Annotated in this window: 15 protein-coding genes; 3 read left to right on the top strand and 12 right to left on the bottom strand. The window is 67.9% G+C overall.

The features are described from left to right. Window positions 1-348: 348 nt before the first annotated feature. The 6 genes from pheT to rpmI all read right to left on the bottom strand — a co-directional run bounded on the left by pheT (window position 349) and on the right by rpmI (window position 5,217). Window positions 349-2,760, bottom strand: a complete 2,412-nt coding sequence (pheT, locus tag B9N97_RS14110) for a phenylalanine--tRNA ligase subunit beta (protein WP_085087501.1) — start codon at window positions 2,758-2,760, stop codon at window positions 349-351. Between the two features lie 66 nt (window positions 2,761-2,826). Further along, window positions 2,827-3,120 carry a DUF2442 domain-containing protein gene (locus B9N97_RS14105; RefSeq protein WP_143266713.1) on the bottom strand — a complete coding sequence of 98 codons (294 nt, stop codon included), beginning with the start codon at window positions 3,118-3,120 and terminating at the stop codon, window positions 2,827-2,829. Between the two features lie 37 nt (window positions 3,121-3,157). Next, window positions 3,158-3,406 carry a DUF4160 domain-containing protein gene (locus tag B9N97_RS14100; protein ID WP_085087495.1) on the bottom strand — a complete coding sequence of 83 codons (249 nt, stop codon included), beginning with the start codon at window positions 3,404-3,406 and terminating at the stop codon, window positions 3,158-3,160. A 4-nt stretch (window positions 3,407-3,410) separates the two neighbouring features. Next, entirely contained in the window at window positions 3,411-4,478 is a 1,068-nt protein-coding gene (gene pheS, locus B9N97_RS14095; RefSeq protein WP_085087493.1) for a phenylalanine--tRNA ligase subunit alpha, read from the bottom strand. Window positions 4,479-4,609: 131 nt separating this feature from the next. Then, complete coding sequence (rplT, locus tag B9N97_RS14090) at window positions 4,610-4,981, bottom strand: 50S ribosomal protein L20 (RefSeq protein WP_012975157.1); 372 nt, start codon at window positions 4,979-4,981, stop codon at window positions 4,610-4,612. 35 nt (window positions 4,982-5,016) lie between these two features. Beyond that, window positions 5,017-5,217 (bottom strand): 50S ribosomal protein L35, encoded by a 201-nt coding sequence (gene rpmI / locus B9N97_RS14085; protein ID WP_012975158.1) that lies wholly within the window; start codon window positions 5,215-5,217, stop codon window positions 5,017-5,019. 486 nt (window positions 5,218-5,703) lie between these two features. Between rpmI and B9N97_RS14080 the strand changes: the two genes are divergently transcribed. Beyond that, window positions 5,704-6,492 carry a class I SAM-dependent methyltransferase gene (locus tag B9N97_RS14080; protein WP_085087490.1) on the top strand — a complete coding sequence of 263 codons (789 nt, stop codon included), beginning with the start codon at window positions 5,704-5,706 and terminating at the stop codon, window positions 6,490-6,492. Window positions 6,493-6,498: 6 nt separating this feature from the next. Further along, the gene (ubiB, locus tag B9N97_RS14075) at window positions 6,499-8,037 is read left to right on the top strand and encodes a 2-polyprenylphenol 6-hydroxylase (protein WP_085087488.1); all 1,539 of its coding nucleotides are present in this window, start codon (window positions 6,499-6,501) and stop codon (window positions 8,035-8,037) included. A 3-nt stretch (window positions 8,038-8,040) separates the two neighbouring features. On the opposite strand, the gene B9N97_RS14070 is transcribed toward ubiB, so the two are convergent. Next, the gene (locus B9N97_RS14070) at window positions 8,041-8,967 is read right to left on the bottom strand and encodes a 2-hydroxyacid dehydrogenase (RefSeq protein WP_085087485.1); all 927 of its coding nucleotides are present in this window, start codon (window positions 8,965-8,967) and stop codon (window positions 8,041-8,043) included. 80 nt (window positions 8,968-9,047) lie between these two features. Between B9N97_RS14070 and B9N97_RS14065 the strand changes: the two genes are divergently transcribed. After that, entirely contained in the window at window positions 9,048-9,707 is a 660-nt protein-coding gene (locus B9N97_RS14065; RefSeq protein WP_085087482.1) for a pseudouridine synthase, read from the top strand. On the opposite strand, the gene B9N97_RS14060 is transcribed toward B9N97_RS14065, so the two are convergent. The 5 genes from B9N97_RS14060 to B9N97_RS14040 all read right to left on the bottom strand — a co-directional run bounded on the left by B9N97_RS14060 (window position 9,649) and on the right by B9N97_RS14040 (window position 16,162). Next, window positions 9,649-11,469: an acyl-CoA dehydrogenase C-terminal domain-containing protein gene (locus B9N97_RS14060; RefSeq protein WP_085087479.1), complete on the bottom strand. Its 1,821-nt coding sequence runs from the start codon at window positions 11,467-11,469 to the stop codon at window positions 9,649-9,651. The two genes, B9N97_RS14065 and B9N97_RS14060, sit on opposite strands and share 59 nt — an antisense overlap. A 37-nt stretch (window positions 11,470-11,506) precedes the next feature. After that, on the bottom strand, window positions 11,507-12,433 hold the full coding sequence (locus B9N97_RS14055; RefSeq protein WP_085087476.1) for an electron transfer flavoprotein subunit alpha/FixB family protein: 927 nt from the start codon (window positions 12,431-12,433) through the stop codon (window positions 11,507-11,509). Between the two features lie 226 nt (window positions 12,434-12,659). After that, window positions 12,660-13,409, bottom strand: coding sequence for an electron transfer flavoprotein subunit beta/FixA family protein (locus tag B9N97_RS14050; RefSeq protein ID WP_085087473.1), 750 nt, complete (start codon window positions 13,407-13,409; stop codon window positions 12,660-12,662). Between the two features lie 210 nt (window positions 13,410-13,619). After that, window positions 13,620-15,272: an acyl-CoA synthetase gene (locus B9N97_RS14045; protein WP_085087470.1), complete on the bottom strand. Its 1,653-nt coding sequence runs from the start codon at window positions 15,270-15,272 to the stop codon at window positions 13,620-13,622. Between the two features lie 167 nt (window positions 15,273-15,439). Next, window positions 15,440-16,162 (bottom strand): response regulator transcription factor, encoded by a 723-nt coding sequence (locus B9N97_RS14040; RefSeq protein WP_085087467.1) that lies wholly within the window; start codon window positions 16,160-16,162, stop codon window positions 15,440-15,442. Window positions 16,163-16,195: the final 33 nt, after the last annotated feature.

Here is a 16,195-nt window from a genome sequence, read left to right as displayed (position 1 = left end):
CGCCAAATTGGACATCGGGCATGCCAAGGCAATGCAAGCGCCGCCTGTGGCCTAACCGTGACATCGAAAACGTCTCATGGGCTTACCCGGAACAAACAATCTCAAGGCCCAACCTTCCCACAAAACATTGCGCCATCGTCAAACATTGAATTGCAACATTCGGTGTCAGGGTTTTCCCTTAGCGAATGCACTCGAGACTCTTCAATCAGCGATTCATCATATGATTGCGCAATCGGCTGATCGGAAAGACTCTTTCGTGACTCCTTCGGCGAGGACAAAAAAAGAGCCTCCGCCGAAACGGAGGCCCATTTATTGGATGGAAAGAATTTCTACTTTCGCGGGATTTTCTCAGGCGCGGAGATTTCCACCGGTCGCCTTGACCACCGCCGCGACGATTTTCTGGCCGACCGCTTCGATCGCCTCATCGGTCAAGGTTGCGGTGGTCGGCTGGTAGGTGACCGACACGGCGATCGACTTGCGCCCCTCGCCCACGCCCGGTCCCTCATAGACGTCGAACACCGCGACATCCTTGACCAGCGCCTTGTCGGCGCCCTTTACGGCGCGGAGGATCTTGTCGGCCTCCACCTTACGGTCGACGACGAAGGCGAAATCGCGCTCCACCGGCTGGAATGCGGAGAGCTGGACCATCGGCTTGGCGGTGCCGCCCTTCTTCTTGGGCAGCGGCACGGCGTCCAGCATCACCTCGAAGCCGACGACCGGCCCCTTGACGCCCAGGGTCTCCAGCACCGACGGGTGGATCTCGCCGAAGCGGGCCATCACCGTGGGGCCGAGTCGCAGCACGCCCGAGCGGCCGGGATGGTACCAGCCCGGCGCGTCGGTGGTGACCTGCAGGTTGCCGGCCGGGGCGCCGACCGCCTCCAGCACCGCCAGCGCGTCGGCCTTGGCGTCGAACACGTCGACGCCGCGCGCCTTCTCCGCCCAATGGCGCGGCACCGCCGCCCCGGCCCGGATGCCGGCGGCGACCGTATCCTGTCCGTCCGGCGCCGGGCTGCGGAAGGCGGCGCCGACCTCGAACAGCCGCACGTCGGCGAAACCGCGGTCGGCATTCCGGCCGGCGGCCTGGATCAGGTTGGGCAGGATCGACGGACGCATGACGTCCAGGTCGCTGCTGATCGGGTTGACCAGCCGCAGGCCGGGCTCGACGCCGCCGAACAGCTCGGCGACCTGACCGGACAGGAAGGACCAGGTGACGGCCTCCGACAGGCCGCGGGCGGCCAGCGTCCGCTTGGCCAGCGCGACGCGGCGCTGCTTCAGCGTCAGGGCCGGGCGGGTCAGCACCGTCTCGCGCGGCAGCGGCGTCGCCGGGATGGCATCGAAGCCATGGACGCGCAGCACCTCCTCGACCAGATCGGCCTCGCCATGGACGTCGGCGCGCCAGGACGGAACGCCGACGACCAGACGGCCCTCGGCATCCTCACCCTCCAGGGTGAAGCCCAGATCCGTCAGGATCCGCTCCTGACGGTCGCGCGGCAGGTCGACGCCGCCGAGCGCGGCGACGCGGCCCGGACGCAGGGTCAGGCTGCGCTTCCACTCCGGCTCGGCCCCCGCCGTCACGATCTCCGATGCCTCGCCGCCGCACAGATCGAGGATGAGGCGGGTCGCCCGTTCGATCCCCTCGACCACCGCGGCGGGATCGACGCCACGCTCCAGCCGGTAGCGGGCGTCCGATTCCACCCCCAGCCGTCGGCCGGTCTGCGCGGTGCGGACGGTGTCGAAAATCGCCGCCTCCAGGAAGACGTTGGTCGTTTCCTCGGTGCAGCCGGATGCCTCGCCACCGATGATGCCGCCCAGCGCCTCGGCCCGCTCATGGTCGGCGATCACCGTCATCGCCGGGTCGAGCTGGTATTCCTTGCCGTTCAGCGCCGGCAGGGTCTCGCCCTCGCGCGCCAGCCTGACCACGATGCCGCCCTTCACCTTGTCGGCGTCGAACGCGTGCAGCGGGCGGGACACGTCGAAGGTGATGTAGTTGGTGATGTCGACCAGGATGGAGATCGGACGCAGGCCGATGGCGGTCAGCTTGTCCTGGAGCCACTGCGGCGACGGGCCGTTCTTCACGCCACGGAAATAGCGGCCGACATAGTAGGGGCAGGCGTCCAGCGACTCGATCTCGACCCCGATCGGGCTCTTGAAGGAACCGGGAACCGGCGTGGCGTTCAGCCGCCCCTCGGTCAGCGGCTTCAGCGTGCCCATGCCGGCGGCGGCGAGGTCGCGGGCGATGCCGCGCACGCCGGCGCAGTCGGCACGGTCGGGCGTCAGGTTGATGTCGATGACCGGATCGTTCAGCCCGGCATAGTCGGCGAAGGCGGCACCGACGGGGGCGTCGTCCGGCAGCTCGATGATGCCCTCATGCTCGTCGGACAGCTTCAGCTCGCGCTTGGAGCACATCATGCCGTTCGACTCGACGCCGCGGATGACGCCCTTCTTCAGCGTGATGTCGGAGCCGGGCACATAGGTCCCCTCCGGCGCGAAGACGCCCTTCATGCCGGCGCGCGCGTTCGGCGCGCCGCAGACGACCTGCAGGGTGCCGGCGCCGGTATCGACCATCAGCACGCGCAGCTTGTCGGCGTCCGGATGCTTCTCGGCGGAGACGACATGGGCGACGCGGAAGGGCGCCAGCTCCTTCGACCGGTCATGGACGCCTTCCACCTCGAGCCCGAGGGCGGTCAGCTTCTCCGTGATCTGGTCGAGCGAGGCGTCGGTCTCCAGATGGTCCTTCAGCCAGGACAGCGTGAACTTCATGGGAGCGGGTCCGTGGTGCGATGATTGTCTGGCGGGCAGAGAGGGGCGACCGGAAAAGGGCGAGGTTCACTCGGCCGCGGCGGATTGGGCGAAGGGGTTGTCGGTCGGGTGGGCCTCGAACCACAGGGCGTCGGCATCCAGGTCCAGTTCACCCGGCCAAGCCAGAGACCGGCCGCGCGGGCCTACCGTGACGGCGGCGAACAGGGCCGGGTCGGACAGCGCCGCGAACACGCCACCGCGGGCGATCAGGGGGGCCATGTCAACGCAGGTCTCGGCACCGCCGACCCAGCGCAACGACACCCGCCGTCCATCCGGGAGCGGAGTGGCGCTTTCAATGCGGTTCTTCAGCAAACCCGGCATGCTTCCCTCCAATCGCGGCCCGTCACAGACGGTCCTGTCATAGGCGATCCGGCGCCACATGACTGCGGCACTTGACCCAGTTCAGCGCCAGATCGGCCTGCCTTGTCCGCGCCCACTCGTTGACGCGGCGCAGGACCCGGCCCGGCACATCCCCTTCGATCAACGCCAGATCCGCAACGCGGATCAGCGCTTCGCAATCACCGTATTCGACATGGAAATGGGGCGGATCATGATCCTGATAATACATCAGGATCTTGATCCCGTCGAATTCGGCAATGGTTGGCATCGGCTCAGCGCGTCAGGCCGTGGGCGATGTTGGGAATGTCGAGGGGCACGAAGCCGTAATGCTTCAGCCAGCGCAGGTCGGCTTCGAAGAAGGTGCGCAGGTCGGGGATGCCGTATTTCAGCATGGCGACGCGCTCCACCCCCATGCCGAAGGCAAAGCCCTGGTAGCGGGTGCTGTCGATGCCGCAGGCTTCCAGCACGTTCGGGTGGACCATGCCGCAGCCGAGGATCTCCAGCCAGTCGCCGTAGTTGCCCAGCTTCAGCTCGCCGCCCTTGCGCGAGCAGCCGATATCGACCTCCGCCGACGGTTCGGTGAAGGGGAAGAAGCTGGGGCGGAAGCGCAGCGGCAGGTCGTCCACATCGAAGAAGGCGCGGCAGAACTCCACGAGGCAGCCCTTCAGGTGCCCCATGTTGGTCGCCTCGTCGATGACCAGCCCCTCGATCTGGTGGAACATCGGGGTGTGGGTCATGTCGTAGTCGGAGCGGTAGGTCCGCCCCGGCGCGATGATGCGGATCGGCGGCTTGTTGTTCAGCATGGTGCGAACCTGCACCGGGCTGGTGTGGGTGCGCAGCAGCATCTTCTTATCTCCCGAATCCGGCAGATAGAAGGTGTCGTGCATGTCGCGCGCCGGGTGGCCGGGCGGGAAGTTCAGGGCGGTGAAGTTGTGGAAATCATCCTCGATGTCCGGACCTTCGGCGACCGAGAAGCCCATCTCGGCGAAGATGGCGACCATCTCGTCCATCGTCTGGCTGATGGGGTGGATGCGCCCCTCGGTCTCCGGGCGGACCGGCAGGGTCACGTCGACCCGCTCGGCCTCCAGCCGCGCCTTCAGATGGGCGGCGGCGAGGTCGGCCTTGCGCGCGTCGATGGCGGCGGCGATCTCGTCCTTCAGCGCGTTCAGCGCCTGACCGCGCTCCTTGCGCTCGTCGGGGGTGAGGTTCCCCAGCTCCTTCATGAAGCCGGTGATACGCCCCTTCTTGCCGAGCGCGGAGACCCGCACCTCGTCCAGCGCCGAAAGGTCGGCGGCGGCGTTGACCTGCGACAGAAGTTCGTCTTTCAGCGCGTCGAGCATGGCGGTTCCCGGCAAGCGTGGGGAAAAATCGGTGCAAACAGAAAAAGGGAGCCGGCCCAGCGGCCCGGCTCCCTTCTCTTACAACTGACGCCGTGACGGCAAGCGTTCCCTGGAACGGGAAGAGCTGGGCGTTACGCGGCGGCCTTGGAGGCGAGCGCGGCCTGGGCCTTGTCCACCAGGGTCTTAAAGGCCTCCGGCTCGCGCGCGGCCAGATCGGACAGGACCTTGCGGTCGATCTCGATGCCGGCCAGCTTGATGCCGTTGATGAAGCGCGAGTAGGTCAGGCCGTACTGACGGACACCGGCGTTGATGCGCTGGATCCACAGGCCGCGGAAATCGCGCTTCTTATTGCGACGGTCGCGATAGGCGTAACGAAGCGCCTTTTCGACCTTCTCGATCGCAATGCGGAAATTCTTGGAATTGCGACCCCGGTAGCCCTTGGCGAGCTTCAGGATCTTGCGGTGACGGGCGTGCGTCGTGACGCCGCGCTTAACACGAGCCATGGTTCAGTCCTTCCGAATTCTATGATGTGCCGAGATCAGGCGTTGCGCAGCCAGTTCTTCAGCACCGTGCGGGCGTTGGAGTCGCACAGGGTCATCATGCCGCGCGCGTTGCGCTTCATGTTCGGGGACTTCTGTTCCAGGCAGTGGCGCTTGTAGGCGGCCTGAGCGCGGACCTTACCCGTGGCGGTCACCTTGAAGCGCTTCTTGGCGCCGCTCTTCGTCTTCAGCTTGGGCATTTTCGTTTCCTAGATGGAAATGAGGCGGAATTCCAACGGACGGGTGGGCATGCCCTGAGCCTTACGGCCCAGCCTCGCCGCCCGTGGAAGGATGCGCTTATACGCGCGGGGACGGCGGGATGCAAGGGGGATGTGGGGTGGAGCCGCCGGGTGAGAGGTAAGGCAAGGATCGGGAACCTCATGGTTTTCCGGCTCCCCTCCTCACCGCCTCGTCCTTATGCTAGGATTTTGCGCCTAACCGCTTGAGAGGAAGCGCCAGATGGAACATCACCGGAAAAGTGTTTCACCCTGTTCCATCACCCGGGAAACCGCTGACCTACCGCCGAACCGCACCCCATGGAACAGTTTCCGAAACCTGTTCCACGATGTTCCATCCTCCGCCTCCCCCACAACCGCCCCCATCCGCCCTACACCATTCGCCGCAGCGCCTTCCGCATTGCACGCCCCCGCTGGCGCATGGCCCCTGCCCGCGCTATCTTCCCGGCCATGAGCGACCGCACCCCCCCATCCTCCGCCGACCCGCAAAAGCCTGTCTCCGGTGCCGAAGGCAACTGGTTCGGCTTCACCCCCGTCGATCCGTCCGCCAAGTCCGGGCTGGTCCGCGCCGTCTTCGACAGCGTGGCGACCAACTACGACCTGATGAACGACCTGATGTCGGGCGGCATCCATCGGCTGTGGAAGGACACGCTGATGGAGATGGTGGCGCCCAAGCCGGACATGACCCTGCTGGACGTGGCCGGCGGCACCGGCGACATCGCCTTCCGCTTCCTGAAGAAGGGCGGCGGGGCCGCGGTGGTCTGCGACATCACCGAGGCGATGGTCCGGGTCGGCCGCGACCGCGCCATCGACCGCAACATCCTGTCCGGCGTGCAATGGACGGTCGGCGATGCGGAAAAGCTGCCCATCGCCTCGCGCTCGGTCGACGCCTACACCATCGCCTTCGGCCTGCGCAACGTCACCCGCATCGACGAGGCGATCAAGGAGGCCCACCGCGTCCTGAAGCCGGGCGGCAAGTTCTATTGCCTGGAATTCAGCCACGTCGTCCTGCCGGTGCTGCGCGAGCTGTACGACGTCTATTCCTTCCAGGTGCTGCCCTTCATGGGCCGCGTCGTGGCGAAGGACGAGGCGAGCTACCGCTATCTGGCCGAGAGCATCCGCCGCTTCCCGCAGCAGGCCGATCTGGCCAAACGGATCGAGGCCGCCGGCTTCGGCGCCGTGCGCGTGCGCAACCTGTCGGGCGGGATCGCCGCCATCCATTCCGGCTGGCGGATCTAAGACCCCGTGTTCCGCATTCTGCGCAACCTGATCCGGATGGCCGTGATCGGCCGAACGATCGCCCGTCACGATGCCCTGCCCACCAGCCTGCTCGGCACCGCCCCCGGCCTGCTGTGGCTGTGGCGCCGCATCGCCCGCAAGGACGTTCCCGGCCGCGAGGGCGAGCGGCTGGCCCGGGCGCTGGCCGAACTCGGCCCCACCTACATCAAGCTGGGGCAACTGCTGTCCACCCGCTCCGATCTGGTCGGCGAGCGGATGGCCGTCGATTTGGCCGAGCTGCAGGACAAGCTGCCGCCCTTCCCCGCCCATCAGGCCCGCGCCATCATCGAGGCGGAGTTCGGCCAGCCGGTCCACGCCCTGTTCCAGAGCTTCGACGACAAGCCGGTCGCCGCCGCCTCCATCGCGCAGGTCCATTTCGCCGTCACCGCCGACGGGCAGGAGGTGGCGGTCAAGGTGCTGCGTCCGGGGATCGAGCAGGCCTTCGAACGCGACATCGACCTGTTCTATCGGCTGGCCGGCCTTGCCGAATGGGTGCTGCCCCGGCTGAAGCGGCTGCGGCTGGTCGAGGTGGTCGATACCTTCGCCCGCACCTCCCGCCTGGAGATGGATTTGCGGATGGAGGCGGCCGCCGCGTCGGAGCTGGCGTCGAACTTCAAGGACGATGACACCTTCAACGTGCCGAAGGTCGATTGGGAGCGCACCGGCGGCCGGGTGCTGACGCTGGAGCGCATCCGCGGCTTCAAGGTGGACGAGCCCGCCCGCATCTCTGCCGCCGGCTTCGACCGCGACGAGATCCTGGCGATGGCCTCGGCCAGCTTCTTCAACCAGGTCTTCCGCGACGGCTTCTTCCACGCCGACCTGCATCCCGGCAACCTGTTCATCAACGAACAGGGCACCATAACCGCCGTCGATTTCGGCATCATGGGCCGGCTGGACCGCGAGACGCGCTATTACCTCGCGGATATGCTGATCGGCTTCCTGACCGGCGACTACCGCCGCGTCGCCATCGTGCATTTCGAGGCCGGCTACGTGCCGCGCCACCAGTCGATCGAGATCTTCACCCAGGCCTGCCGCGCCATCGGCGAGCCGTTGCAGAACAAGCCGCTGGCCGACATCTCGGTCGGCCGGCTGCTGGCCCAGCTGTTCGCGGTCACCGAACAGTTCGAGATGGAAACCCAGCCGCAGCTGCTTCTGCTCCAGAAGAGCATGCTGACGGCGGAAGGCGTCGGCCGGCTGCTGAACCCCAACATCAACATGTGGGAGCTGGCCCGCCCACTGATCGAGGAGTGGATGCGCGAGAACCGCGGGCCGGAGGCGCAGTTCATCAACGATGCCGGCGCCATCCTATCCACCGTCCGCCGCATCCCCGCCCTGGTCAGCGAGGCGGAACGGGTGACCCGCGACATCGCTGAGGGTGGTGTGCGCCTGCACCCGCAGACCGTCCGCCAGATGCTGAACGGTTGGGAGACCCGCCGCCGCTCGGACCGCGCCGCCCTGTGGGTGATCGCGGCCCTGCTGGCGGTGATCGCGGTGCAGATGCTGTAAAGCTCAGTATCCTCGGCTGCGGTCCACCAGATTGGGCAGCGGCCGGCCGTCGCGCAGGGCCTTCACCGCATCGGCCACCTGCACGGCGCAGCGCGACGGGTGGGTGATCCCCGCGACATGCGGGGTGATGCGGACCTGCGGATGACGCCAGAGCGGATGGTCGGCCGGCAACGGCTCCGCCGCGAAGACGTCCAGGCTGGCGCCGCGCAGATGCCCGCTCTCCAGCGCGTCGAGCAGGTCCCGCTCGACCAGATGCCCGCCGCGGGCGGCGTTGATGACCACCGCGCCCTCGGGCAAGGCGGCGAACAGCGACGCATCCATGATGCCGCGGGTCTCGTCGGTCAGCGGCAGCAGGCAAACGAGGACATCGCACTGCGGCAACATCGCCGCCAGCCCGTCGGGACCGGAGAAGCTCTCCACCCCCTCGATGCTCTTCGGGCTGCGGCTCCAGCCCATCAGCCGGTACTCCAGGGTCCGCAGCGTGCGGGCCGACGCCGCCCCCAGCTCGCCCAATCCGAGGAATCCGACGGTCACCTCGGAGGCCGGGCGATGGTCCCTCTGCTCCCACCGCGCCTCGGCCTGGAGGGCGGCATAGCCGTCCATCAGCCGGTGCCAATAGAGAACCTGGAAGGCCACATAGCCGGCCATGTCGACGGTCAGCCCGTCCGCCACCATGCGGACCAGCGGCACGTCGGGCAGGGTCGGGTCCTGCAGGATCGGCTCCACCCCGGCGCCCAGCGAGACGATCAGCTTCAGGTTGGGCAGCGTCGCCAGCATGCCGGCCGGCGGCTTCCACACCACCGCGACCTCGATGTCGGCGACGTCGCCGGTCTCGGGCCAGACGCGCATCTCCACGCCGGGAAGATGGCGGGCGATTTCCCGGCGCCAATCCTCGGCGCTGTCGCTGGCGGAGCAGAACAGAAGCGTCACGGCCGAACCCCTGCTATCAAGAGATCATGTTGGGGTGCGAACGATAGCGCCTTTCCCGAACCGCGCAAGGAAGCAAGCCCGTGCCGCGCCTGATCCTGCTGAACAAGCCCTATGGCGTGCTGCCGCAATTCACCGACGACCAGGGCCGCCCGACCCTGGCGGAGCTGGTGCCGGTGAAGGGCGTCTATGCCGCCGGCCGGCTCGACCGCGACAGCGAGGGGTTGCTGGCGCTGAGCGACGACGGCCCGCTGATCGCCCGAATCGCCTCGCCGGCCAACAAGATGCCCAAGACCTACTGGGTGCAGGTGGAAGGCGTGCCGACCGACGAGGCGCTGGAGGCTCTGCGCCGCGGCGTCACGCTGAAGGACGGCCCCACCCTGCCGGCCGAGGTGCGGCGGATGGCGGAGCCGGAGTCGCTGTGGCCGCGCGATCCGCCGGTGCGCTACCGCGCCGCCATCCCCACCAGTTGGATCGCGCTCACCATACGCGAAGGACGCAACCGGCAGGTCCGCCGCATGACCGCGGCGGTCGGCTTCCCCACCCTGCGGCTGATCCGCTGGGCCATCGGCGACTGGACTTTGGATGGGCTGGCGCCGGGGCAGTGGCGGGAGGTCCCCCAACCGCCCGCGACACCCGGCAAAGGGCCAAAGGCCCCGGCACCAACCGGTAAGCGCGGCCCCGTCAAGCCGCGCCGAACAGCTGCTCCTCGCTCAGCGCCATCACGCTCGCGGAGCCGTTGACCACGGTCGCCCGCATCGCCGCCGTCTTCGGCAGCACATGGGTGGCGTAGAAGCGGGCGGTCAGCGGCTTGGCCGACAGGAAGGCGGTGTCGGCATCGCCCTCCGCCAGCCGCTCCGCCGCCACCTTGGCGGCGCGGGCCAGCTGCCAGCCGCCGGCGACCACGCCCATCAGCTCCAGCAGGGTCACCGACGCGGCGGCCGGCAGGCGCGGGTCCTGCTTCGCCGTGGCCAGCACCCAGGCCACCGCCTGCTTGGCCTCATGCACCGCGGCGACCAGCTCGGCACCGGTGACGCGCAACGCTTCATCGGCATGGCCGGACAGCTCGCCGCCCAGCGCCGCGATCTCGTCGAGCAGCCCGTTGGCGGTCGCCCCGCCGTCGCGCAGGATCTTGCGGTTGATCAGGTCGTTGGCCTGGATGGCGGTCGTGCCCTCATAGATCGTGGTGATGCGGGCGTCGCGCAGATGCTGGGCGGCGCCGGTCTCCTCGATGAAGCCCATGCCGCCATGGACCTGCACGCCGTCCGACGCCAGCTGCTGCCCGGTCTCGGTGCACCAGCCCTTGGCGATCGGCGTCAGCAAATCGACCAGCAGGGCGGCCCGGCCGCGCGCCGCCTCGTCGGCATGATGGTGCGCCACGTCCACCGCGGCGGCGGCGGTGTAGAGGATGCCGCGCATCGCCTCGATCCGCGCCTTCATGCCCATCAGCAGGCGGCGGACGTCGGGATGGTTGACGATGCCCTTCGATTGGCCCTCGCTCCAGCCCAGCGGCTTGCCCTGCACGCGGTCGCGGGCATAGGCCAAAGCCTGCTGATAAGCGCGCTCGGCGATCGACAGGCCCTGCATGGCGACGTTCAGCCGGGCGTGGTTCATCATGGTGAACATGTATTCCAGGCCGCGGTTCGGCTCGCCCACCAGGAAGCCGGTCGCCCCGCCCTCGTCGCCGAAGGACAGCACGGCGGTCGGGCTGCCGTGGATGCCCAGCTTGTGCTCCAGCGACACGCACTTCACCTGATTGCGGGCGCCCAGGCTGCCGTCGGCATTGACCAGGACCTTCGGCACGACGAATAGGCTGATGCCCTTCACGCCCGGAGGCGCATCGGGCAGGCGGGCCAGCACCAGATGGATGATGTTCTCCGTCAGGTCATGGTCGCCGTAGGTGATGAAGATCTTCTGTCCGCTGACGAGGTAATGGTCGCCGTTCGGCACCGCCCGCGACCGCGTGGCGGCAAGGTCCGATCCCGCCTGCGGCTCGGTGATGTTCATGGTGCCGGTCCACTCGCCCGAGATCATCTTGGGCAAATAGAGGTCCTTCAGCGCGTCCGAGCCATAGAGCTGCACCGCGTTCACCGCCCCCTGGGTCAGCATCGGGCAGAGCGCGAAGGCCATGTTGGCGGAATGCCACATCTCCTGCACCGCGGTGTTCAGCAGGTTGGGCAGCCCCATGCCGCCGCGCGCCGGATCGAAGGGCAGCCCGTTCCAGCCGCCCTCCACCAGCGCCTGCCAAGCCGCCCCCCAGCCTTCCGCCGTGCGGGCGATGCCGTCGGCGTCGAGCCTGGCACCCTGGACGTCGCCGATGCGGTTCAGCGGGGCCAGGATGTTCTCGGCGATCTTCGCCGCCTCGCCCAGGATGCTGTCCACCATGTCGGGGCTGGCATCCTCGAAGCCCGGCAGAGCCGCCACATCGGCCATGCCGGCGAGGTGGTCGAGGACGAAGCGGATCTCTTTCAGCGGCGGGGTGTAGGGGATCGCGGCGGCGGTCATGGGGGACCTCTTCGGGTAACGGAAGGAATGAAAGGGATCAGACGGCCTGCTGCAGCTCCGGCAGCGCCTTGAACAGGTCGGCGACGAGGCCGTAGTCGGCGACCTGGAAGATCGGCGCCTCCTCGTCCTTGTTGATGGCGACGATCACCTTGCTGTCCTTCATGCCGGCCAGATGCTGGATGGCGCCCGAGATGCCGACGGCGACATAGAGTTCCGGCGCCACGATCTTGCCGGTCTGCCCGACCTGATAATCGTTCGGCACGAAACCGGCATCGACGGCGGCGCGCGATGCACCCACCGCGGCACCCAGCTTGTCGGCGATGGCCTCCAGCAGGTGGAAGTTGTCGCCCGACTGCATGCCACGCCCGCCGGAAATCACGATACGGGCGGAGGTCAGCTCCGGCCGCTCCGACTTCGACAGCTCGGCCGAGACGAAGCTGGACAGCGCGGGATCGGCCACGGCGGCGACGCTCTCGACCGGGGCACCGCCGGTGGCGGCAGCGGCTTCGAAGGCGGTGGTGCGGACGGTGACGATTTTCACCGCATCGGCCGACTGCACGGTGGCGATGGCGTTGCCGGCATAGATCGGCCGCTCGAAGCTGTCGGCGGAGACCACGGCGGTGATGTCGGAGATCATCGCCACATCGAGCAGGGCGGCGACGCGCGGCAGCACATTCTTGCCCACCGAGGTGGCGGCGGCCAGCACATGGCTGTAGCCGGGGGCGAGCGACACCAGCAGCGCCGCCACGGGCTCGGCCAGGGCATGCTCGTAGGCGGCATCGTCGGCGAGCAGCACCTTGGCGACGCCGGCCAGCTTGGCGGCCTGCTCCGCCGCTGGCGCGGCGTTGCGGCCGGCGACCAGAAGGTGGATATCGGCGCCGAGCTTGGCGGCGGCGGTCACCGCATGGGCGGTGGCAGGCTTGAGGGTGGCGTTGTCGTGGTCGGCGAGGATCAGGATGGGCATGGCGGATTCCTCTGTCGGACGGAGTGCGGGGAGTGCGGAGACTTGCCCCCACCCCGACCCTCCCCCGCTCTCAGCGGACCTATGGTCCGCCTGCCGCGTCAGCACAAAGCGGAGCTTTGTGCGAGAGCTGGGCGGGGGAGGGGGAAAGTGCTGATGCGGGAGAGCGGCGGCAGTTCCCTCCCCTGCGAAGCGGGGGAGGGTTAGGGTGGGGGCACCGGACAGGCGCTCAGATCACCCGCGCCTCGTTCTTCAGCTTGTCGACCAGCGTGGCGACGTCCGGCACCTTGATGCCGGCCTGACGCTTGGCCGGCTCGGCCACCTTCACCGTCTTCAGACGCGGCGTGACATCGACACCCAGCGCATCCGGCGTGATCGTCTCCAGCGGCTTCTTCTTCGCCTTCATGATGTTGGGCAGCGAAGCATAGCGCGGCTCGTTCAGGCGCAGGTCGGCGGTGACCACCGCCGGCAGCTTCAGCTCCACCGTCTCCAGACCGCCGTCGATCTCGCGGGTGACCGCGACCTTGCCGTCAGCGGCGACGACCTTCGAGGCGAAGGTGCCCTGGCCCCAGCCGAGCAGAGCCGCCAGCATCTGGCCGGTCTGGTTGCAGTCGTCGTCGATCGCCTGCTTGCCGAGGATCACCATCCCCGGCGCCTCCTTCTCGACCAGGGCCTTGAGGACCTTGGCGACGGCAAGCGGCTGGGTCTCGACGTCGGTCTGCACCAGGATGGCGCGATCCGCCCCCATCGCCAGCGCGGTACGAAGCGTCTCCTGCGCCTGGGCCGGACCGATGGAAACCACGACGATCTCGGTCGCGGCACCGGCTTCCTTCAGACGGACGGCCTCCTCGACGGCGATCTCGTCGAAGGGGTTCATCGAGAACTTCACGTTGGACGTCTCGACGCCGGACTGGTCGGTCTTCACCCGGATCTTGACGTTGTAGTCGACGACGCGCTTCACGGCGCAAAGGATTTTCATGGCGCGGGTCCCTAAGGATTGGGCAGCGTGTGGGCGTGGGAGGGCGTTGGCCCCCTCCCCATCCCTCCCCCGCCTTTGGCGGTGGAGGGGGCAGGACGCTTGTCGGCGTGACGTGATTGCCAAAGCGGCGGCAGTCCCCTCTCCCCTCGGCCGGCCGCAGGCCGGTCCGATAAGGGGGAGGGTCAGGGAGGGGGCAAAGTGCCCCGCCCCTTACAGCCCCTCGGTCTGCTTGCGCAGGACGTATTTCTGGATCTTGCCGGTGGAGGTCTTCGGCAGCGGGCCGAACACCACCGTGCGCGGGCACTTGAAGTGGGCCATGTGGGCGCGGCAGAAGGCGATGATGTCGGCCTCGGTCGCGGTGGCGCCGTCCTTCAGAGTGACGAAGGCGCAGGGCGTCTCGCCCCATTTCTCGTCATGGCGGGCGACGACCGCGGCCTCCAGCACCTCCGGATGCTTGTAGAGCACATCCTCCACCTCGATGGACGAGATGTTCTCGCCACCGGAGATGATGATGTCCTTGGACCGGTCCTTGATCTCGACGTAGCCGTCCTCATGCCAGACGGCGAGGTCGCCGGTGTGGAACCAGCCGCCGGCGAAGGCCTCTTCGGTCGCCTTGGGGTTCTTCAGGTAGCCCTTCATGACGTTGTTGCCGCGCATCATGATCTCGCCCATGCTGCGGCCGTCCTTCGGCATCGGTTCCAGCGTGAAGGGATCGGCGACGATCACCGCCTCCAGCATCGGGCCGCGCACGCCCTGGCGGGCCTTGATCGCCGCCTTCTCGTCCAGCGACAGGCCGTCCCAACGGTCGTGCCAGACGCAGACCACGGTCGGGCCGTAGCATTCGGTCAGGCCGTAGACATGGGTGACTTCCCAGCCCATGCGCTCCATGCCGGCGATGACGGCGGCGGGCGGCGCTGCGCCGGCGACCATCACCTTCACCTTCTGCTCGATGCCCTGCTTCAGCTCGGCCGGCGCGTTGTTCAGCATGTTCAGGACGATGGGCGCGCCGCAGAAGTTGGTCACCCGCTCCTCGCGGATCAGCTTCAGGACCGCATCGGGACGGACCTGACGCAGGCAGACGGCGGTGCCGGCGGTGACCGCAATGGTCCAGGGGAAGCACCAGCCGTTGCAGTGGAACATCGGCAGCGTCCACAGATACACGGGCGCGTCGCCCATGTTCCAGGACAGCGCGTTCGACACCGCGTTCAGATAGGCGCCGCGGTGGTGATAGACGACGCCCTTCGGGTTGCCGGTGGTGCCGGAGGTGTAGTTCAGCGCGATGGCCTGCCATTCGTCGGCCGGCAGGGTCCAGGCATGCTCGGTGCCGACGTCGCTGATGAAGGCCTCGTAATCGCGGTCGCCGATCAACTCGCCGCCGCTGTAGGTCGGGTCGTCGATGTCCACCACCGGGATCGGCGCGTCGAGCAGGGCCAGCGCCTTCCTGGCGACGCCGGAGAACTCGCGGTCGACGATCAGGATCTTCGCTTCGCCATGCTTCAGGATGAAGGCGATGGCCTCGGCGTCCAGGCGGGTGTTGATGGCGTTCAGCACGGCGCCGGCCAGGGGCACGCCGAAATGCGCCTCGAACAGTTCGGGCGTGTTGGCGGCCAGCATGGCGACGGTGTCGCCGGTGCCGATCCCGACATTCGCCAGCGCGGCGGCCAGACGGCGCACGCGGACGAAGGTCTCCGCCCAGGTCCGGCGGACCGGGCCATGGACGACGGCCAGCCGGTCGGGCCACACCGCGGCGGCGCGCTCCAGGAAGGTCAGCGGCGTCAGTGCGACGAAATTGGCGGCGTTGCGGTCGAGATCGCGCTCGTACGGATTGGCGCGGACATCGGCTGCGGCAGCAGATTCACTCATCGGACCGTTCTCCCCAGGGGTTCTTTGTTGCGCGCCGACATCGGGCGCGGCGGTGTTGGAAACAGCCTGTACCAGATCAGCTTTGCGCAACTTTCTCAGGATTATGACCAATTGTTATTGGCACTGTTTCGCCGGGGCGCGAGGGGGGCCCCGTCATCGCAACCCAATCACCGCAACCACGTCACGTCTCCCGCGAACAGGTAGCCGGCGCCGTAAACGGTCTTGATCAGCCGCGGCGCGCGCGGGTCCTCCTCGATCTTCTTGCGGATGCGCGAGACGCGGACGTCGATGCTGCGGTCATAGGGAAAATCGTCGCGGTCCTGATCCGGACCCTGCAGATGCTCGCGCGACAGCACGCGCTTTGGCGCCTTCAGCAGCATCAGCAGAAGCGAGGCCTCCGCCGCCGTCAGGCTTTCCTGCCGGCCGTCGTCGGCGGTCAGCGTCAGGTTGCCCAGATCGAACACCCAGGGACCGAAGCGCGCCCGCGCGGTCTCCGCGGTCGCGGCGGCGCCGGACAGCTGTTCGCGGCGGCGGATGGCGCTGTTGACGCGGGCGACCAGTTCGCGCGGCTCGAACGGCTTCACGATATAGTCGTCGGCCCCCAGCTCCAGCCCCAGCACGCGGTCGGAGGTGCCGCCGCGCCCGGACAGGATGATGACGCCGAACCGCACATCCTCCCACAGCTCGCGCACCAGGGTCAGGCCGTCCATGTCCGGCAGGCCGAGATCGACCAGGCACAGGTCGGGAGCCTGGCGCTGGATCGCCGCCCGCGCCTCGCGCCCGCTGGCCCAGCAGGACACCTCATAGCCGTAGCCCTCCAGCACCTCCGTCACCAGCCGGCGGATGTCGGCCTCGTCCTCGACCACATAGATGCGCTTCTTCAATCCCACGCGCGTTTCCCCTCGGCACTCGTCGCCCTGAAT

Origin of the sequence: Azospirillum oryzae (assembly GCF_900177515.1) — a bacterium.
In the GTDB taxonomy this organism is placed as follows: domain Bacteria; phylum Pseudomonadota; class Alphaproteobacteria; order Azospirillales; family Azospirillaceae; genus Azospirillum; species Azospirillum oryzae_A.
This window is presented reverse-complemented; position numbering and strand designations above follow the sequence as displayed.

Bases quoted from the DNA above. Each gene is read 5' to 3' on its own strand.
- B9N97_RS14050 (WP_085087473.1), bottom strand. From the start codon at position 13,409: ATGAAAATCCTTTGCGCCGTGAAGCGCGTCGTCGACTACAACGTCAAG.
- B9N97_RS14080 (WP_085087490.1), top strand. From the start codon at position 5,704: ATGAGCGACCGCACCCCCCCATCCTCCGCCGACCCGCAAAAGCCTGTC.
- B9N97_RS14055 (WP_085087476.1), bottom strand. From the start codon at position 12,433: ATGCCCATCCTGATCCTCGCCGACCACGACAACGCCACCCTCAAGCCT.
- pheT (WP_085087501.1), bottom strand. From the start codon at position 2,760: ATGAAGTTCACGCTGTCCTGGCTGAAGGACCATCTGGAGACCGACGCC.
- B9N97_RS14100 (WP_085087495.1), bottom strand. From the start codon at position 3,406: ATGCCAACCATTGCCGAATTCGACGGGATCAAGATCCTGATGTATTAT.
- B9N97_RS14060 (WP_085087479.1), bottom strand. From the start codon at position 11,469: ATGACCGCCGCCGCGATCCCCTACACCCCGCCGCTGAAAGAGATCCGC.
- rpmI (WP_012975158.1), bottom strand. From the start codon at position 5,217: ATGCCCAAGCTGAAGACGAAGAGCGGCGCCAAGAAGCGCTTCAAGGTG.
- B9N97_RS14045 (WP_085087470.1), bottom strand. From the start codon at position 15,272: ATGAGTGAATCTGCTGCCGCAGCCGATGTCCGCGCCAATCCGTACGAG.
- B9N97_RS14105 (WP_143266713.1), bottom strand. From the start codon at position 3,120: ATGCCGGGTTTGCTGAAGAACCGCATTGAAAGCGCCACTCCGCTCCCG.
- rplT (WP_012975157.1), bottom strand. From the start codon at position 4,981: ATGGCTCGTGTTAAGCGCGGCGTCACGACGCACGCCCGTCACCGCAAG.
- pheS (WP_085087493.1), bottom strand. From the start codon at position 4,478: ATGCTCGACGCGCTGAAAGACGAACTTCTGTCGCAGGTCAACGCCGCC.